Raw genomic sequence first — 15,161 nt, 5'->3', positions numbered from 1 at the left:
CCGCTCACCCGGCCGCACGTGCCTCATGCCGGATGGCGCCGGCACGCCGCGTTGCGCATCGACTCGGGGACGCCGCTTTCATGAACGGAAGACAGGCAGTTCAGAGGCGCGTACGGCCTCGTCTTCGCCGACAGGAAGGCGGCAAAGGCCGTGCACGCGGATCGATTCAGGGCTGCGAGGCCGCCCTCGTGCATCGATCCAGACGGAGCGACTGCGTTACGGTCCTAGTGCAGTGACGCACGTACTCCGTTCATGCGCCTCTGCCCTGGGTTATTGTTCTTGCATCAATTTTTCCAGACACGGCTGACGCCTCCGTCTGGATCGATACTCTAGGCCGCCGAGGCGACGGCGGGTGAGATCCGCTTGCGGGCCTTGCTGTCCTCGGTGCTGCTGAGGAAGGCCTGGGCTTCCTCCTTGCGCTCGAAGACGTGCGGGGCGACCCCGCGCTTGGTCAGGGCCTCCTCCATCTTCAGGCGGAGGAAGGCGCTCGTCGCGTAGCGAGTGGTGGTCGCGTAGTAGTTCGCCTGGAGATACTGGATCATCCCGGCATAATCATCGACGAGGTTGTCGTTCAGCCGGAACCCGTCATGGTTGATGACGGCGTTGACCCGCTGGCCCGCCTTGCGACACGCCTCCACGATGGTCAGGCGCAACTCGTCCATGTCGCCCTTCACCCGGCAGTACCAGCCTTCCAGGTTGACGAAGAGGATGTTGCGCTCGCCGTCGTAGCTGACCCGCGATTTCAAATCGAGGTTGAGCAGGTCCGCGATCAGCTCCATCGGCTCGTCGCGGAAGATGCGCAGATCCATCGGCACCGGGTTCCGGACCACGGGGGCGAAATCCATATGGGCAAGGATGTCGCGCTCGATGTCGATGCCGGGCGCCACCTCGATCAACTCCAGACCCTCGGGGGTCAGCTGGAAGACGCAGCGCTCCGTCACGTAGAGCACCGGCTGCGAGCGCTGCACCGCGTAGGGGCCGGAGAAGGTGTTCTGCTGCACCTGCTTGACGAACTTGCGCGCCTTGCCCTCGGTGACGATGCGCAATTGCCCGTCCTGCACGGCGATCTCTAGGCCGCCCGCCGTGAAGGTGCCCGCGAAGACCACGGTGCGCGCGTTCTGCGAGATGTTGATGAAGCCGCCGCAGCCATTGAGCTTGCCGCCGAACTTCGACGTGTTGACGTTGCCTGCCTCGTCGCATTCGGCCATGCCGAGGCAGGTCATGTCGAGGCCGCCCCCGTCGTAGAAATCGAACATCTGGTTCTGGTCGATGATGCAATCGGCATTCGTCGCCGCACCGAAGCTCGATCCCGAGGCGAGCACGCCGCCCACCGCCCCGGCCTCCGTCGTCAGGGTGATATAGGGGGTGACCTTCTCCTCGTTGGCGACCGATGAGATGCCCTCCGGCGCGCCGACGCCGAGGTTCACGACACCGTTCGGGGGCAGTTCGAAGGCCGCGCGCCGGGCGATGATCTTGCGTTCGTTCAACGCCATCCGCTTGATGCCGGTGACCGGCACGCGGATCTCTCCGGCCAAAGCAGCGTCGTGCATGACGCCGTAATTCATGCGGTGCATCTCGGGCTCGGCGACCACGACGCAATCCACGAGGATGCCCGGTACGCGAACGTCCTTGGGCAGGAGATAGCCGTCATCGACGATGCGCTCCACCTGCGCGATGACGATGCCGCCGTTGTTGCGCGCCGCCATGGCCTGGGCGAGGCAGTCCAGCGTCAGGGCCTCCTTCTCGTAGGAGAGGTTGCCCGACGGATCCGCGGAGGTGGCGCGGATGAAGGCCACGTCGATCTTGGTGGCGGTGTAGAACAGCCACTCCTCGCCATCGACCTCCACGAGCTTGACGATGTCCTCGGTGGTCAGGTCGTTGACCTTGGCGCCCCCGTGGCGGGGATCGACATAGGTCTGGAGCCCCACCTTCGAGAACAGGCCCGGCTGCCCGGCCGCGCAGGCGCGGTAGAGCTGCGAGATCACGCCCTGGGGCAGGTTGTAGCCGCGGATCAGGTTGTTCTGCGCGGCCTGCGCGACTTTCGGCATCCGCCCGAAATTCGCGGCGATGACCCGGGAGAGCAGGCCCGGATGGTGAAGGCGCCCGGTGCCGAGGCCTTTGCTGTCGCCCGCGCCCGCGGTCATGATCAGGGTCAGGCCACGCGGCGAGCCGGTCTCGACGAAGCGCTTCTCCAGGGCGGCATGCAGCGCCTCGGGGATGCAGCTCTGCACGAAGCCCGTGGTGGTCAACACGTCGTTGACGCGGACCAGGGCGATCGCCTCGTCAGCGGAGATGACCTTGTTCTTCCTCATGGGCCTGCCGATCCTCCCTGACGTCCGGATGCCCGGGACTCGCGCCCCGTCTCCGGACTTGTCGTCGTATGGCCGCGCGGCACCTTGAAGAATCCACCGGAAGGATCGACTGCATTCGAAATGCAGCTTTCGTTGCGGCGCATCGATGTTTTTCGCGTTGCACGAAACCGGGGCCTATTAGACCCATCTTACACCGAAGATGATCCGGTGCGCCGCTCAAAAACTCTTCGACGCACCGTCATAAAAATTACGGGCTCGCGCGTGATCCGCCGTGGAACGGTCCGTCTTCGGGCATGGGCCTCAGCCCGCCCGGACGACGACTTCTATGAGGTTCGGTTGCCCCGAGGCGATGCCCGCCTCGATGGCGGGGGCGATGTCGGCGGCGCGCGTCACACGCCGGGCGGGGACGCCCATGGAGGCCGCGAGGGAGGGGAAGTCGATCCGCGGGTCGGTGAGATCCATGGCGATGAATCGGTTGGCCCGCGCCGAGGCGTAGTGCGACTGGCCCTTCATGTAGTTCTTGAGGATGTTGTACTCGGCGTTGTTGATCACCACGAAGGTGACCGGCAGCTTCTCGTGCGCGGCAGTCCAGAGCGCCTGGGGCGAGTACATGGCGGCGCCGTCGCCCACCACGCAGACCACGGGGGCGCGGTCGATCCCGAGGGAGAACCCGACCGCCGCCGGCATGCCCCAGCCGAGGACGCCGCCGCGCATGGCCGCGTATTGATGCACCGAGGGGCTGTCGAGGAAAGTCCGCAGATGGACCAGGGTAGCGGGCGCCTCATCGATGATGGTGATCTGCGCACCGACCGCACGGGCGACCTCGCGGGCCGCCACCAGGGGGGCGATCACCGGATCCTCGAAGGCCGCGTCGGCGGCGGCGTGGAGCGTCCTGCGGCGCCCGGCCTGGGTGATCGCCGCCTCCTGGCGAAGGCGGGCGAAGGCGTCGGCCCGGTCGGCGAGGCGGGGCGCCAGGAGAGGCAGAAGCGCGTCGAGGGAGGCGCGGATGTCGCCCACCGTCGAGAGGGCGGTGGCGTAGGTGCGGCCGAGGTCCCGCACGTCGGCCGAAAGCTGGAACACCAGCGTCCCCGGGGGCACCGCCGAGCCTTCCGAATAGAGCACGGTGATCAGCGACTTGCCGCCCAGCGCGAACACCGCGTCGTAGCGGCCGAGGATCTCGGCAATGCCGTCGGCGCGGGTCGGCAGGTTGCCCGCCCAGAGGGGGTGGCTGGTGGGGAACGGGATATGGGCGGGCCAGGACGAGCCGTAGACCGGCGCGGCGAGGAGGTCGGCCAGCGCCACGGTCTGCGCCGAGGCGTCCGAGGAATCGATCTCGTCACCGGCGATGAGGGCGAGGCGGCCGGGCGCCACGGCGGCGAGCTTTTCGGCCAGCCGGTCGAGGGAGCCCGCCACGGCCCGCTGGTCGATGGTCGAGGTCTCGCCCGCCGGCACGTCGGTCAGCGCGTCCATCACGTCCATCGGCAGGGACAGGAAGACGGGGCCTGAGGGCGCGGCGGCGCAATCGTGGAAGGCCCGGCGCAGGAGGATGGGGATCTGGTCCGGGCTCGTCACCTCGCGGGCCCATTTCATCACAGGGTCGGCGATGGCGACGAGATCGCCCATCAGGAGCGGGTCGGTCAGAGCGTGGCGCAGGTCCTGCTGCCCAGCGGTGACGACCAGCGGTGTGCCCGAGACCTGGGAGTTCACGAGGCTGCCCATGCCGTGGCCGAGGCCGCCCGCCGTGTGCAGGTTCAGAAAGGCCGGGCGCCGCGCTCCTTGCGCGTAGCCATCGGCCATGGCGACGGCGGTGGCCTCCTGCAGGGCGAGGACGTAGGCGACGTCCGGCGCCTCGGTGAGGGCGTCGATGAGGGGCAACTCGGTGGTGCCGGGATTGCCGAAGATGTAGCGCACGCCCTCCGAGCGCAGCACTTCCACGAGCAGCTCCGCGCCCCTGCGCCGCCCGGCGGCCTCGACGGTGGTGATGGTCATCGTGGATTCCCCGTGGCCTTGGGCGTGAGGCTAGTCAGGGGTTTCCGAAGGGCAAGCCCTTCGGTGGGGTCCAGGGGCAAAGCCCCTGGGGATCGCAGGGCGCTGCCCTGCACCCGCCAGAGGGCTTACCCTCTGGACACCCGGTTCTAGCCCCGGAGGACTTCGATGAAGTCCCGCACGAAGGGTGGAAGCGCGTCGAGGTCGCGCAGGCAGAGGGTCAGGTCGCGCCTCGCCCAGGGATCGGAGAGGGGCACCACGGTGATGGCCAGCGTGCGCGCCGCCCGGAGCGCCGTGCTTTCGGGCAGGATCGCAAGGCCCACCTTCGCCTCCACGAGGCGGCATACGGCGTCGAAGCCGCGCAGCTGTGCCCGGAGCCGCATCGGCCGTCCGGCGCGGACGGCCTTCTCCACGAGGAAGCGGCTGATCGCGCTGTGGCGGTCGAGGCCCACGAGGTCGCGCTCCAGCACGTCGGCCAGGGCAACCTCTCTGCGCGCCGCGAGGGGGTCGCCCCGCGCCACGACGAGGACGAAGCGGTCCTCCCGGAACGGATAGGTCGCCAGGCCCCCCGTATCGACCGTGCCGGAGAGGAGCCCGAAATCCGCCGCGCCCTCGGCCACCAGCCCGACGATCTCGTCAGAGGTGCGCTCCTCGATCTCGACGGCGATGCCCGGATGCGAGGCGAGGAAGTCCGACAGCGGGTCCGGCAGGAATTCGATCAGCGCGTGGGTGTTGGCCACTACCCGGATCTGTCCGGCGGCGCCGCCGGAGAACACGGCCATCTCCTCCCGCAGGCGCTCCGTGCCCGCGAGGATCGACCGGGCATGGGCGAGGAGCGCGCGCCCCGCAGGCGTCGGGCTCACCCCCTGCCGGGTCCGGGTGAGGAGGGCCGTGCCCAGGCTTTCCTCCATCGCCTTGATCCGCGCCGAGGCGGCGGCCAGCGCGAGGTTCGCCCGCGCGGCCCCGTGGGTGATCGAGCCGGCCTCCACCACCTGACGGAACAGGCCGAGATCCACGAGGTCGAAGCGGAACATCGCGGGGCGCCGCCCGTCAGAACGGACTGACCGGAAAGAACCGCAGATACAGCTCGGTGTATTTTCCGTCGTCCCAGACCCGCTGAAGCGCGTCGTCCAGGGCGCGCGACAGGGCGGCGTCCTCCTGCCGGGTGATCAGCCCGATCCCTTCGCCGAAGAACCGGTTCTCCAGGTAATCGCCGCCTATCAGAGCGCAGCAACTCTCCGCCTCCTGGCCGCCGACATAGAGGGCGAGGTTCAGGCCGTCCGCGAAGAGGTAGTCGATCTCGCCGCGCTTCAGCGCGCTCTCGGCGGCGGCGAGGTCGGTGAAGTCCCGCGCCTTGGCCTTCGGGAAGAAGGCGCCGAGATAGGCCGCGTGGGCACTTCCCGCGATCACGCCGACGCTCCGTCCGTCGAGATGCGCGGCCGAGGGCACCGGCAGGCCCCTGTCCGTCCGCACGGCGAAGCGCGCCGGCCAGCGGAAATACGGCCGTGTCGCCAGGAACTTGCTGCGGAGCCCGGCGGTGAGGGGAATGGCGGCGGCGACCACGTCGCCCTGCTTGGATTCGAGGGAATCGAGCAGGGTGTCGAACCGGCGCGACTGCACCGTGCAGGTGATGGCGAGCTTCTCGCAGACCGCGCGGGCCAGTTCCACGACGAAGCCCGTCGGGTTGCCGTCCGGCCCGGCGAAGTGGAGAGGCGGGAACTCGTCGTCGGTCAGGAAGCGTACGGCGCGGCCGGTCTGCGGTGCCTCGACCCGCTCGCCCCGGCTGCGCGGATTCCAGAAATCCGGCACCGCCACGGACGGCACGGGCGCCCTCGCCTCCCTGAGGCGCCGCCTGCACCGGAGGGGCGGCTAGGGCGAGCCACAGGGCGGCGCCCACAGCCCAGGTCCGGCTGGCGCTTGACCGTGGCAGACGGGGGATGCTCCACACGGAGCGGGGACGGGACGGAGGGCTCACCGCCCTCCCCTAGCACGGCTCGAGCCCGCTGCGGGAGCGGAACCTGCGGTGACGATCCTCGTCTCTGCCCGGGACACATCCCTCGGTCTCCCGCCGGACATCGCCTTCCTTCTGTCCGAGGGGGTGGACGGGCGCACGCTCGCCCGCGCAGCGGCGCAGGCGAGGGCCGCCGGGACCGATGCCGCCACGGCGCTGCTCCAGGCCGGGCTGTTCGACGAGGAGGGTTACTACCGCGCGCTCGCCCGGACCCTCGGCCTCCCGTATCTCGACGGGCCGATCCCGCTCGCCCGGGTCCTTCCCTATCCCGGTTGCCTCCTCGCGGGCCGGGCGCCGTTGGCACCGGGGGCGGGCGCCGCCACCGTCATCGCCCCGCGCGGGCAGGCCATCGCGGTCCTGCTGGCCCGGAGGGGCCGTCTGGCGGAGATCGCACTGACGTCTCCGACGCGGCTGCGCGAAGCCGTGTTCGCGCGGATGCCCGGCTCCATCGCCGCGCGGGCGAGCCAGGACCCGCAAGGCGCCGCCGCGAGTGCCGCCGCGCCGCTCGCCCAGCCTCTCCTGATCCTCGGCGGCGGGCTCGCGGCCCTCGCGCTGACCCTCGTCCTGGCGCCGCCCCTGCCCGCTCAGGCGCTGGTGATCGTCCTGCAGGCTCTTGTCCTGGCGCTGATGGCCTTCCGCCTCGCGGCGCTGGCGATCCGGCCGCCCACCATCGAGGCGCCGCCGCTCCCGGATGCGGACCTGCCGGTCTATACGATCCTCGTGCCGCTCTACCGGGAGCGGCGGTCGGCATACCCCCTCGCCAAGGCGTTGGCGGCCCTCGATTATCCGGCGGCCAAGCTCGACATCAAGATCCTGATCGAGGCCGACGATCGCGAGACCGAAGCCGTCCTCGCAAGGATCCCCTTCCCGGCCCGGTTCGAGGTCGTCACCGTGCCGCCGGGCTGGCCGCGCACCAAGCCGCGCGCCCTCAATGTCGGCCTCGCCCTTGCCCGGGGTCGCCTGCTCACCGTCTACGATGCCGAGGACGTGCCGGAGGCGGACCAGCTCCGCAAGGCGGCGGCGCTCTTCGCCGTCGAGCCCCCCACGACGGCCTGCCTTCAGGGCCGCCTCGTCATCGACGACCATGCCGATGGGCTCCTGCCGAAGCTGTTCGCCACCGAATACGCCGCGCTGTTCGACGTGCTGAACCCCGCCCTCTGCGCCCTCGACCTGCCGGTGCCGCTCGGCGGAACCACCATGCATCTGCGGACGGATGTCCTGCGCAAATTGGGCGGATGGGATGCCTACAATGTCACGGAGGATGCCGATCTCGGCATCCGCCTCGCCTTGGCGGGCTACCGGACGGGGGACCTGCCGAGCGCGACCTACGAGGAGACGGCGCGGGGATGGCGGCGCTGGACCGGCCAGCGCACCCGCTGGCTGAAGGGCTACCTCCAGACGAGCCTCGTCCACGGGCGGCGGCCCCTCGCCCTCCTGTCCCGTCTCGGCCTTCTCGGGACGTTGAGCTTCCTTGCCCTCGTCCCCGGCACCGTCGCCTCAGCGCTCGCCTATCCGGTCTGCCTTTTCCTGGTCGCCCGCGATCTCCTGACCGGACGGCTCGGCCCCGCTCCGACCCTCCTCGACAACATCGCCACCGGTCTGGCGCTGACCTTGCTGGTGGCGGGGTTCGCCGCCATGGTCGCCCCGGCCTTCCTCGGGTGCCGCCGACGCGGTTGGCGCGACCTGTACAAGGTCGTGCTCCTGCTGCCCGCCTACTTCCTGCTCGTCAGCGTCGCGGCCTATCGCGCCGTGGCCGAACTGGTCCGAGCGCCCCATGACTGGACCAAGACCGATCACGGATTGTCGCGCTCCTCGCGCAGCGGCAGGCGCGACATCGGCGGAGCGCAACGGAACGCTGTGTCGAGTCGTTGACAGGCCATGAGCGAGTCCTCCGCCACCATCGCCATCCTGATCGGCACCCCGGCCGGTGCCCGGCTCCTCGCCTCGGGAACCGAGCGAGACGCGGCCCGCGCCGCCGAACTCTTCCTCCTGCGCCTGCCCTCCCGTGCCCTCCCCACGCCGCTCTGGGTCCAGTGCGGCGATCGGGTCGCGGGCGATCGCCTCACCGCCTACCTTGCGGATTTCCAGGCCGAGCGGGTGCGCGAGCGAGACGGAATGACCGCGCCGGGCTTCTGATGCACCGCCGCGGAAGGTGCTAGACCGGGCCGCCACGAACAACGGACGGCCTCACCCGTGACGAAGTCCCCGGACAGCCCGATCCAGGTTCTGCTGCGCCTCATGGCGGATCTGCGCGACCCCGAGCGCGGCTGCGCCTGGGACGTGGCGCAGAGCTTCGAGACCATCGCGCCCTACACGATCGAGGAAGCCTACGAGGTCGCCGACGCCGTGGCGCGGGGCGATCGGGACGAGCTGCGCGACGAATTGGGCGATCTGCTGCTGCAGGTGGTGTTCCATGCCCGCATGGCGGAGGAGGAGGGCACCTTCGCCTTCGACGACGTGGCCCGCGCCATTGCCGCCAAGCTGATCCGCCGCCATCCCCATGTCTTCGAGGAGGACGGCACGCTTCTGCCCCCGGCTCGCCCCGGCGCGACCCGGCCGAGGTCGAGGCGCAATGGGCAGCGATCAAGGCGCAGGAGCGGGCCGCCAAGCCTGCTAAGGCGCCGGATCCACTCGGTGACGTCGCCCTTGCCCTGCCCGCCCTCGCGCGCGCCGAGAAGGTCTCCCGCCGGGCGGCCGCCTACGGCTTCGACTGGGACGAGGCCGCCCAGGTCATCGACAAGGTGCGCGAGGAGACCGACGAGGTCGCCGAGGCCCTGGCGCTCGGCGACAAGGGACCGCTCGCGGAGGAGATCGGCGATCTCCTGTTCTCGGTGGCCAACCTCGCCCGCCATGCGGGCATCGACCCCGAGGCGGCCCTGCGTGACGGCACCGCCAAGTTCGAGCGCCGCTTTCGCGCCATGGCCGAGGCCTTGCGCGCGGAAGGCGGCGAACTCGGCCGCTCCGACCTCGCCGCGATGGAGGCCGCGTGGCAGACGGTGAAGCGCGGGGAGAAGGGATAAGCCCCCTCTCCAGCCGCTTGCCTCACACGGCGACCCCTTCGAGCAGCAACAGCACCAGCGGCAGGGCCGCCCCGGCGAGCACCGTCTGGAGGGCAATGATACCCGCCATCAGCGGGGCGTCGCCGCCGAGTTGGCGGGCCATGATGTAGGAGGAGGAGGCGGTCGGCAGCGCCTGGAACAGCAGGGCCGTGGCCGCCGCCGGGCCCCGCAGGCCGAGCGCGAGGCAGGCGAGCACCGTCGCCAGCGGCATCAGCCCGAACTTCACCACCGAGGTGACGGCGAGCGGCCGGATCCAGGTCCGGGCCGTGCCGAAATCCAGCGCGGCGCCGACGCAGAGAAGCCCGAGGGGCAGGGAGGCCTGCCCGAGGGCCTTCAGCACCGGCTCGATTCCGGGAGGTAGGGTCAGCCCCGTGGCCTGGAGGGCGATGCCGAGGGCGCTGGCGACGACGAGGGGGTTGAGGGCGAGTTGCCGGAGGATGGCGGCGGGAGCCAGCCGCCCCCCGGACCCGAACCACGCGAAGACCAGCACGCACAGGATGTTCACGGTCGGCACGATGGCCGCGTTGGCCACCGCCGCGAGGGCGATGCCCTGCGCGCCGAACAGGCCCGCCGCCGCCGAGACCCCGACATAGTTGTTGAAGCGGATCCCACCCTGAAACACCGAGGTGAACGCCGCCCCGTCGAGCGCGAGGCGAGGCCGCAGGGCGAGCAGGACGAGGGCGACCGCGACCGTCGAGCCGACGAGCACGGCCGCGAGGGTGAGGACCGGCACCCCGTCGAGCCTGGCAGTGCCGAGCCCGTGTACGAACAGGCTCGGCAGCAGCACGTAATAGCCGAGCCGCTCCGCCTGCGGCCAGAAGCTCTCGGCCAGGAACCGCGCCCGGCGCAGGGCTGCGCCGAGCGCGATCAGCAGGGCGATCGGCAGCAGGGCGAGGAGGAGCGCGCCGGTCACGGGGCGCGGCTTCTTAGGTCACGCTGCCATAGAGGTCGTAGGCCTCGGCCCGGTCGATCTTGACGGAGACGATGTCGCCCACGCGCACCGGGCGGCGGAAGCTCGCATGGACGGTGCCGTCGATCTCCGGCGCGTCGGCCTTGGACCGGCCGCGCGCGACCCCACCCTCGACCGCGTCCACGATCATCGGCATCCGCTTGCCGATCTTGGCCCTCTGCAGGCGCAGAGCGATGGCATTCTGCGTCTCCATGAAGCGGCGCTTGCGCTCGGCCTTCACCTCCGGCGGCACCGGCTCGGCGATGGCGTTGGCGGTGGCGCCCGCCACGGGCTCGAACTCGAAGCAGCCGACCCGGTCGAGCTTGGCCTCCTTCAGCCATTCGAGCAGTTCCTCGAACTCGGCCTCGGTCTCGCCGGGGAAGCCCACGATGAAGGTCGAGCGGATCGCAAGGTCCGGGCAGGCGGCGCGCCACGCCCGGATCCGGTCGAGCTGCTTCTCCTGGTTGCCGGGTCGGCGCATCCGCTTGAGGACGGACGGGCTCGCATGCTGGAGCGGCATGTCGAGGTAGGGGAGCACCTTCCCCTCCGCCATGAGCGGGATCACCTCGTCGACATGCGGGTACGGGTAGACGTAGTGCAGCCGCACCCAGGCCCCGAGCTCACCGAGTTCCTTGGCGAGATCGTAGAAGCGGGCGCGGACCGGACGGTCGCGCCAGGGGCTCTCGGCGTAGCGGATGTCGAGGCCGTAGGCGCTCGTATCCTGCGAGACGACCAGCAGCTCCTTCACGCCGGCCTTCACCAGCTTCTCGGCCTCCCGCAGCACGTCGGCCGCCGGGCGGCTGACGAGGTCGCCGCGGAGCGACGGGATGATGCAGAAGCTGCAGCGGTTGTTGCAGCCCTCCGAAATCTTCAGATACGCGTAGTGACGCGGCGTCAGCTTGATGCCCTGCGGCGGCACGAGGTCCAGGAACGGATCGTGGGCCGGGGGCGCCGCCTCATGCACCGCCGCCACCACCGATTCGTAGGCCTGGGGGCCGGTGACGGCGAGGAGGTCTGGATATTTCTCGCGAATCTCCTCCGGCTGCGCGCCCATGCAGCCGGTGACGATGACCCGGCCGTTCTCGGCCATGGCCTCGCCGATGGCGGCGAGCGATTCCGCCTTCGCCGAATCGAGGAAGCCGCAGGTGTTCACGATGACGAGGTCCGCCCCGTCATGCTTGCGGGCGAGTTCGTAGCCTTCGGCACGCAGGTGCGTCAGGATCCGCTCGGAATCCACCAGCGCCTTCGGGCAGCCGAGGGAGACGAACGAGATTTTCGGGGCGCCCGGGGAGGCAGGCTTGCTGTCGGGCGAGAGCGTGCTGGTCATTGTCGGCTTCGGATGCGGCGCGGCCCGCGCGGCTGAGGCGCTGCGGGGACGCTGGCAGACTTCGGGATTGGCCCCGATATAGCGGTTTCCGCCCGGCTGTGCGAGGCCGGGTCACGGAAGCCCCCGCTTCCCCCGGGGCATCGCTTGTGCGAGGGCGTCCGGACGGCGCGGAGGGATGCCGTATGACGAAGGCGCGAACCCGGTTCATGTGGACCCGAGACCTGCCCCCGATTGATGCGATCGCCGCCGCCGCGCGGCTGCGCTCCCTGCCGGGGCTCGCCCTGCTCGACAGCGCCATGCGCCACGACGCGCTGGGCCGCCTTTCCGTAGTCGCGGCCGATCCCTTCGCCCGGTTCCGCTTCCGCGACGGTCAGGCGACCCTGGACGGGCGCCCCGTTCCCGGCGGGCCGTTCGAGGCCCTGCGCACCTGCCTCGCCCCCTATCGGCTGCCGGCCGACCCGGCCCAGCCCTTTCCCGGCGGAGCGATCGGCTATTTCGCCTACGATCTCGGTGCCAGCCTGGAGAAGGTCGCAGCCCCCGCGCGCCGGGCCGGGGTGACCGACGACATCGCCCTCGACCTCTACGACACGGTGCTCGTCGTCGATCATGCCGCCGGGACCGCCCGGCTCCTGGCCACGGGCTTCCCCGAGACGACGCCGGAGGCGCGCGAGGCAAAGGCGCAGGCCCGGCTCGCGCAATTCGCCGAACGCCTGAAGGACGCTGCCGCCCCCCGGCGGGACGAAGCCTGCGGCACGCTCGCGTGGCGCTCGAACTTCGATCGCCAAGACTATGAAAAAGCGGTGGAAACCGTGCGGGATTATATCCGCGCGGGCGACATCTACCAAGCCAACATCGCCCAGCGCTTCACGGCGGATCTGCCCGACGGCTTCGACCCCTTCGCCCTCTACCGGCGGCTGCGCGAGACGAACCCGGCGACCTTCGGCGCCTACCAGGAATTCGACGGGCTGACGGTCGCTTCCTCTTCGCCGGAGCGGTTCGTGCGGCTCGACGGGCGCCATGTCGAGACCCGGCCGATCAAGGGCACGGCCAAGCGCCAGTCCGACCCGGAGGAAGACCGTGCCGCCGCCGAGGGGCTCGCCGCCTCGGCCAAGGACCGGGCCGAGAACGTGATGATCGTCGATCTCCTGCGCAACGACCTGTCGCGGGTCTGCGAGCCGGGAAGCGTCGCCGTGCCCGTCCTCTGCGGGCTGGAGACCTATGCGGGCGTGCATCACCTCGTCTCGGTGGTCACGGGGACCTTGCGCGACGGCCTCGACGGGCTCGACCTTCTGGAACGGACCTTCCCCGGCGGCTCGATCACCGGAGCGCCGAAGATCCGCGCCATGGACATCATCGCGGAAATCGAGGGCGATGCCCGCGAGATCTATTGCGGAGCCATCGGCCGGATCGGCTTCGACGGGGATCTCGACACCTCCATCGCCATCCGCACCGTGTTCATGGACGAGAGCACGGCCGTGCTCCAGGCGGGCGGCGGCGTGACGCTGCTGTCCGAGCCGGGGCCGGAATACGACGAGACCCTGGCCAAGGCCGAGCGCGTCTTCAGGGCCTTCGCATGATCCTCGTCCTCGACAATTACGATTCCTTCGTCTTCAACGTGGTCCGCTACTTCGAGGAGTTGGGGCAGACGGTGCGCGTGGTGCGCAACGATGCTCTCGACGTCGCGGGCATCCGCGCGCTGGCGCCGGAGGCCCTGGTGGTGTCGCCCGGCCCGTGCAGCCCGGCCGAGGCCGGGGTGTCCCTGCCCGCGATCCGCGACCTGTCCGGGAGCCTGCCGATCCTCGGCGTGTGCCTCGGCCACCAAGCCATCGGCGCGGCCTTCGGCGGCAAGGTCGAGCGGGCGCGGCGCCCCCTGCACGGGCAGGCGACGCCGATCGCCCATGACGGCCAGCGCCTGTTCGCGGGCCTGCCCGCGCCGATGCCCGTGGCGCGCTACCACTCCCTCGTGGTGACGCCGCAGCCCGGCATGGAAGATCACCTCGCGGTCGATGCCGTCTCGGACGAGGGTGAGGTGATGGCCCTCTCCCACCGCCACCACCCGACCTACGGTGTGCAGTTCCATCCGGAATCGGTTCTCACCGAGAACGGCCACGCCCTCTTCGCCAACTTCCTCGACCTCGCCCGCGCGTGGCGGGAGGACAAGCGCGATGCTGTGGCGTGACGGGCATGTGATCGAGGGCGCCAGCGCTCCCCTCGACCATGCCGACCGGGGCCTGACCCTTGGCGACGGGCTGTTCGACACCGCGCTCGCCCTGAACGGCCGGATCGCCTTCGAGGAGGAGCATGTCGCCCGCCTCGTCGCCGGGGCAGCGACGCTCGGCATCCCCGCCGGGGCAGAGGCGATCCGCGCGGCGATGCGTGCCCTCGCGATCCGGGGCGACCGGCTCGCCATCCGCACGACCCTGACCCGGGGGGCCGGGCCGCGCGGCCTCAAGCCGCCGGACGTGGCCCACCCCACCCTCTTCGCCACGGCCGCCCCGAGCGGCCGGGCCATCGCCTTCGCCCCCCTGCGGCTGCTGCCGACCGGCATCGCCCGCAATGACACCTCCCCGGCCGCCCGGGTGAAGACGCTGGGCTATCTCGACGCCGTTCTCGCGGCGGGCGAGGCGGCACTGCAGGGCTTCGACGAGGCGTTGTTCCGCAACACGAAGGGGTTCGCCGCCTGCGCGGGAACGGGCAATGTGTTCTGCCTTCTGCCCTCGTCATTGCTTCGCTCCACTCGCAATGACGGGGGGAGTTTGGACGCGGAGGGGCTGACCCTCGTCACTCCGCCCCTGTCCGACGGCGTGCTTGCGGGTATCGTCCGCGCGCAACTCCTGGCCTTCGCCCCTTCCTGCGGCCTCGCGGTGGAGGAGCGCTCGCTGACCCTCGACGAGCTGCGTACGGCGCAGGCCGTGTTCGTCACGAACTCCCTGCGCCTCCTCGCCCCGGTGACGGCTTTGGGCGAGACCGCCTATGACAGCGCGGGCCATCCGGCTTTCGCCCTCCTGCGCGCGGCCTTGTGCGCGGCGGTTGCGGAATCCTGCGGCGTCGCTGCGGAGGAAGTCGCGTGAGCGAGGGCCGGGGACGGACGATTCTGCGCTGGGGGCTGTCCGGCGTCTACGTCTTCATCGGCGTGGTGCACCTCGTCGCCACCGACGCGATGTTGCCGCTGATGCCGGATTGGGTGCCCGAGCCCCGGCTCGTCATCCAGGCGACCGGCCTGTGCGAACTCGCCGGGGCGCTCGGCCTGCTCCTCCCGGCGACGCGGAAGGCTGCTGCCATCGGGCTCGCCCTCTACGCGGTGTGCGTCTACCCGGCCAACGTGAAGCACGCCGTCGAGCACATCCACATCGCGGGCATCCCGGATTCGTGGTGGTATCATGGCCCCCGGCTCGCGTTTCAGCCGGTCTTCGTCTGGGCCGCCCTCTGGGCCGGCGGGCTGATCGACTGGCCGTTCCGGCGGGAACGCTGATCGGCCATCTTGACCCACCTCCCCCGTGGTTGTCATTGAACGGAC

At 70.5% G+C, this 15,161-nt stretch carries 11 protein-coding genes and 2 pseudogenes; 7 read left to right on the top strand and 6 right to left on the bottom strand.

Going from position 1 to position 15,161, the window contains the following annotated elements; translation table 11 throughout:
* Window positions 1–329: 329 nt before the first annotated feature.
* The 4 genes and pseudogenes from ACFQE0_RS19730 to ACFQE0_RS19715 all read right to left on the bottom strand — a co-directional run bounded on the left by ACFQE0_RS19730 (window position 330) and on the right by ACFQE0_RS19715 (window position 6,156).
* Window positions 330–2,312 carry an acyl CoA:acetate/3-ketoacid CoA transferase gene (locus ACFQE0_RS19730; RefSeq protein ID WP_378972684.1) on the bottom strand — a complete coding sequence of 661 codons (1,983 nt, stop codon included), beginning with the start codon at window positions 2,310–2,312 and terminating at the stop codon, window positions 330–332.
* Window positions 2,313–2,612: 300 nt separating this feature from the next.
* Window positions 2,613–4,301, bottom strand: coding sequence for a thiamine pyrophosphate-binding protein (locus ACFQE0_RS19725; RefSeq protein ID WP_378972682.1), 1,689 nt, complete (start codon window positions 4,299–4,301; stop codon window positions 2,613–2,615).
* Between the two features lie 146 nt (window positions 4,302–4,447).
* Window positions 4,448–5,332, bottom strand: coding sequence for a LysR substrate-binding domain-containing protein (locus ACFQE0_RS19720; RefSeq protein WP_378972679.1), 885 nt, complete (start codon window positions 5,330–5,332; stop codon window positions 4,448–4,450).
* A 16-nt stretch (window positions 5,333–5,348) separates the two neighbouring features.
* Window positions 5,349–6,156: pseudogene (locus tag ACFQE0_RS19715) on the bottom strand (transporter substrate-binding domain-containing protein).
* A gap of 165 nt (window positions 6,157–6,321) precedes the next feature.
* Between ACFQE0_RS19715 and ACFQE0_RS19710 the strand changes: the two are divergent.
* From ACFQE0_RS19710 to mazG, 3 genes and pseudogenes are all read left to right on the top strand, one after another.
* Entirely contained in the window at window positions 6,322–8,181 is a 1,860-nt protein-coding gene (locus ACFQE0_RS19710; protein ID WP_378972677.1) for a glycosyltransferase family 2 protein, read from the top strand.
* A 6-nt stretch (window positions 8,182–8,187) separates the two neighbouring features.
* Window positions 8,188–8,445: a hypothetical protein gene (locus ACFQE0_RS19705; RefSeq protein WP_378972674.1), complete on the top strand. Its 258-nt coding sequence runs from the start codon at window positions 8,188–8,190 to the stop codon at window positions 8,443–8,445.
* Window positions 8,446–8,547: 102 nt separating this feature from the next.
* A pseudogene (mazG, locus tag ACFQE0_RS19700) lies at window positions 8,548–9,329 on the top strand (nucleoside triphosphate pyrophosphohydrolase).
* A gap of 22 nt (window positions 9,330–9,351) precedes the next feature.
* Here the strand turns inward: mazG and ACFQE0_RS19695 are convergent.
* Window positions 9,352–10,281, bottom strand: coding sequence for an AEC family transporter (locus ACFQE0_RS19695; protein ID WP_378972673.1), 930 nt, complete (start codon window positions 10,279–10,281; stop codon window positions 9,352–9,354).
* Between the two features lie 13 nt (window positions 10,282–10,294).
* Window positions 10,295–11,644: a 30S ribosomal protein S12 methylthiotransferase RimO gene (gene rimO, locus ACFQE0_RS19690; protein WP_378972670.1), complete on the bottom strand. Its 1,350-nt coding sequence runs from the start codon at window positions 11,642–11,644 to the stop codon at window positions 10,295–10,297.
* 206 nt (window positions 11,645–11,850) lie between these two features.
* Here rimO and pabB point away from each other — a divergent pair, with 206 nt between their 5' ends.
* Genes pabB through ACFQE0_RS19670 form a run of 4 tightly spaced genes read left to right on the top strand, consistent with a single transcriptional unit; the run spans window position 11,851 to window position 15,116 of the window.
* A complete protein-coding gene (gene pabB / locus ACFQE0_RS19685; protein ID WP_378975593.1) occupies window positions 11,851–13,221 on the top strand; it encodes an aminodeoxychorismate synthase component I in 1,371 nt (456 codons plus the stop codon).
* Window positions 13,218–13,823: an anthranilate synthase component II gene (locus tag ACFQE0_RS19680; protein ID WP_378972668.1), complete on the top strand. Its 606-nt coding sequence runs from the start codon at window positions 13,218–13,220 to the stop codon at window positions 13,821–13,823. The genes pabB and ACFQE0_RS19680 overlap by 4 nt, the downstream gene beginning before the upstream one ends.
* Window positions 13,810–14,715 (top strand): aminotransferase class IV, encoded by a 906-nt coding sequence (locus tag ACFQE0_RS19675; RefSeq protein WP_378972665.1) that lies wholly within the window; start codon window positions 13,810–13,812, stop codon window positions 14,713–14,715. The genes ACFQE0_RS19680 and ACFQE0_RS19675 overlap by 14 nt, the downstream gene beginning before the upstream one ends.
* A 23-nt stretch (window positions 14,716–14,738) precedes the next feature.
* Window positions 14,739–15,116 (top strand): DoxX family protein, encoded by a 378-nt coding sequence (locus ACFQE0_RS19670; protein WP_378975591.1) that lies wholly within the window; start codon window positions 14,739–14,741, stop codon window positions 15,114–15,116.
* Window positions 15,117–15,161: the final 45 nt, after the last annotated feature.

Origin of the sequence: Methylobacterium komagatae, assembly GCF_042661665.1 — a bacterium.
In the GTDB taxonomy this organism is placed as follows: domain Bacteria; phylum Pseudomonadota; class Alphaproteobacteria; order Rhizobiales; family Beijerinckiaceae; genus Methylobacterium; species Methylobacterium komagatae.
Note: the sequence above shows the minus strand (reverse complement) of the source record. Positions and strands in the feature narration are given on the sequence as shown.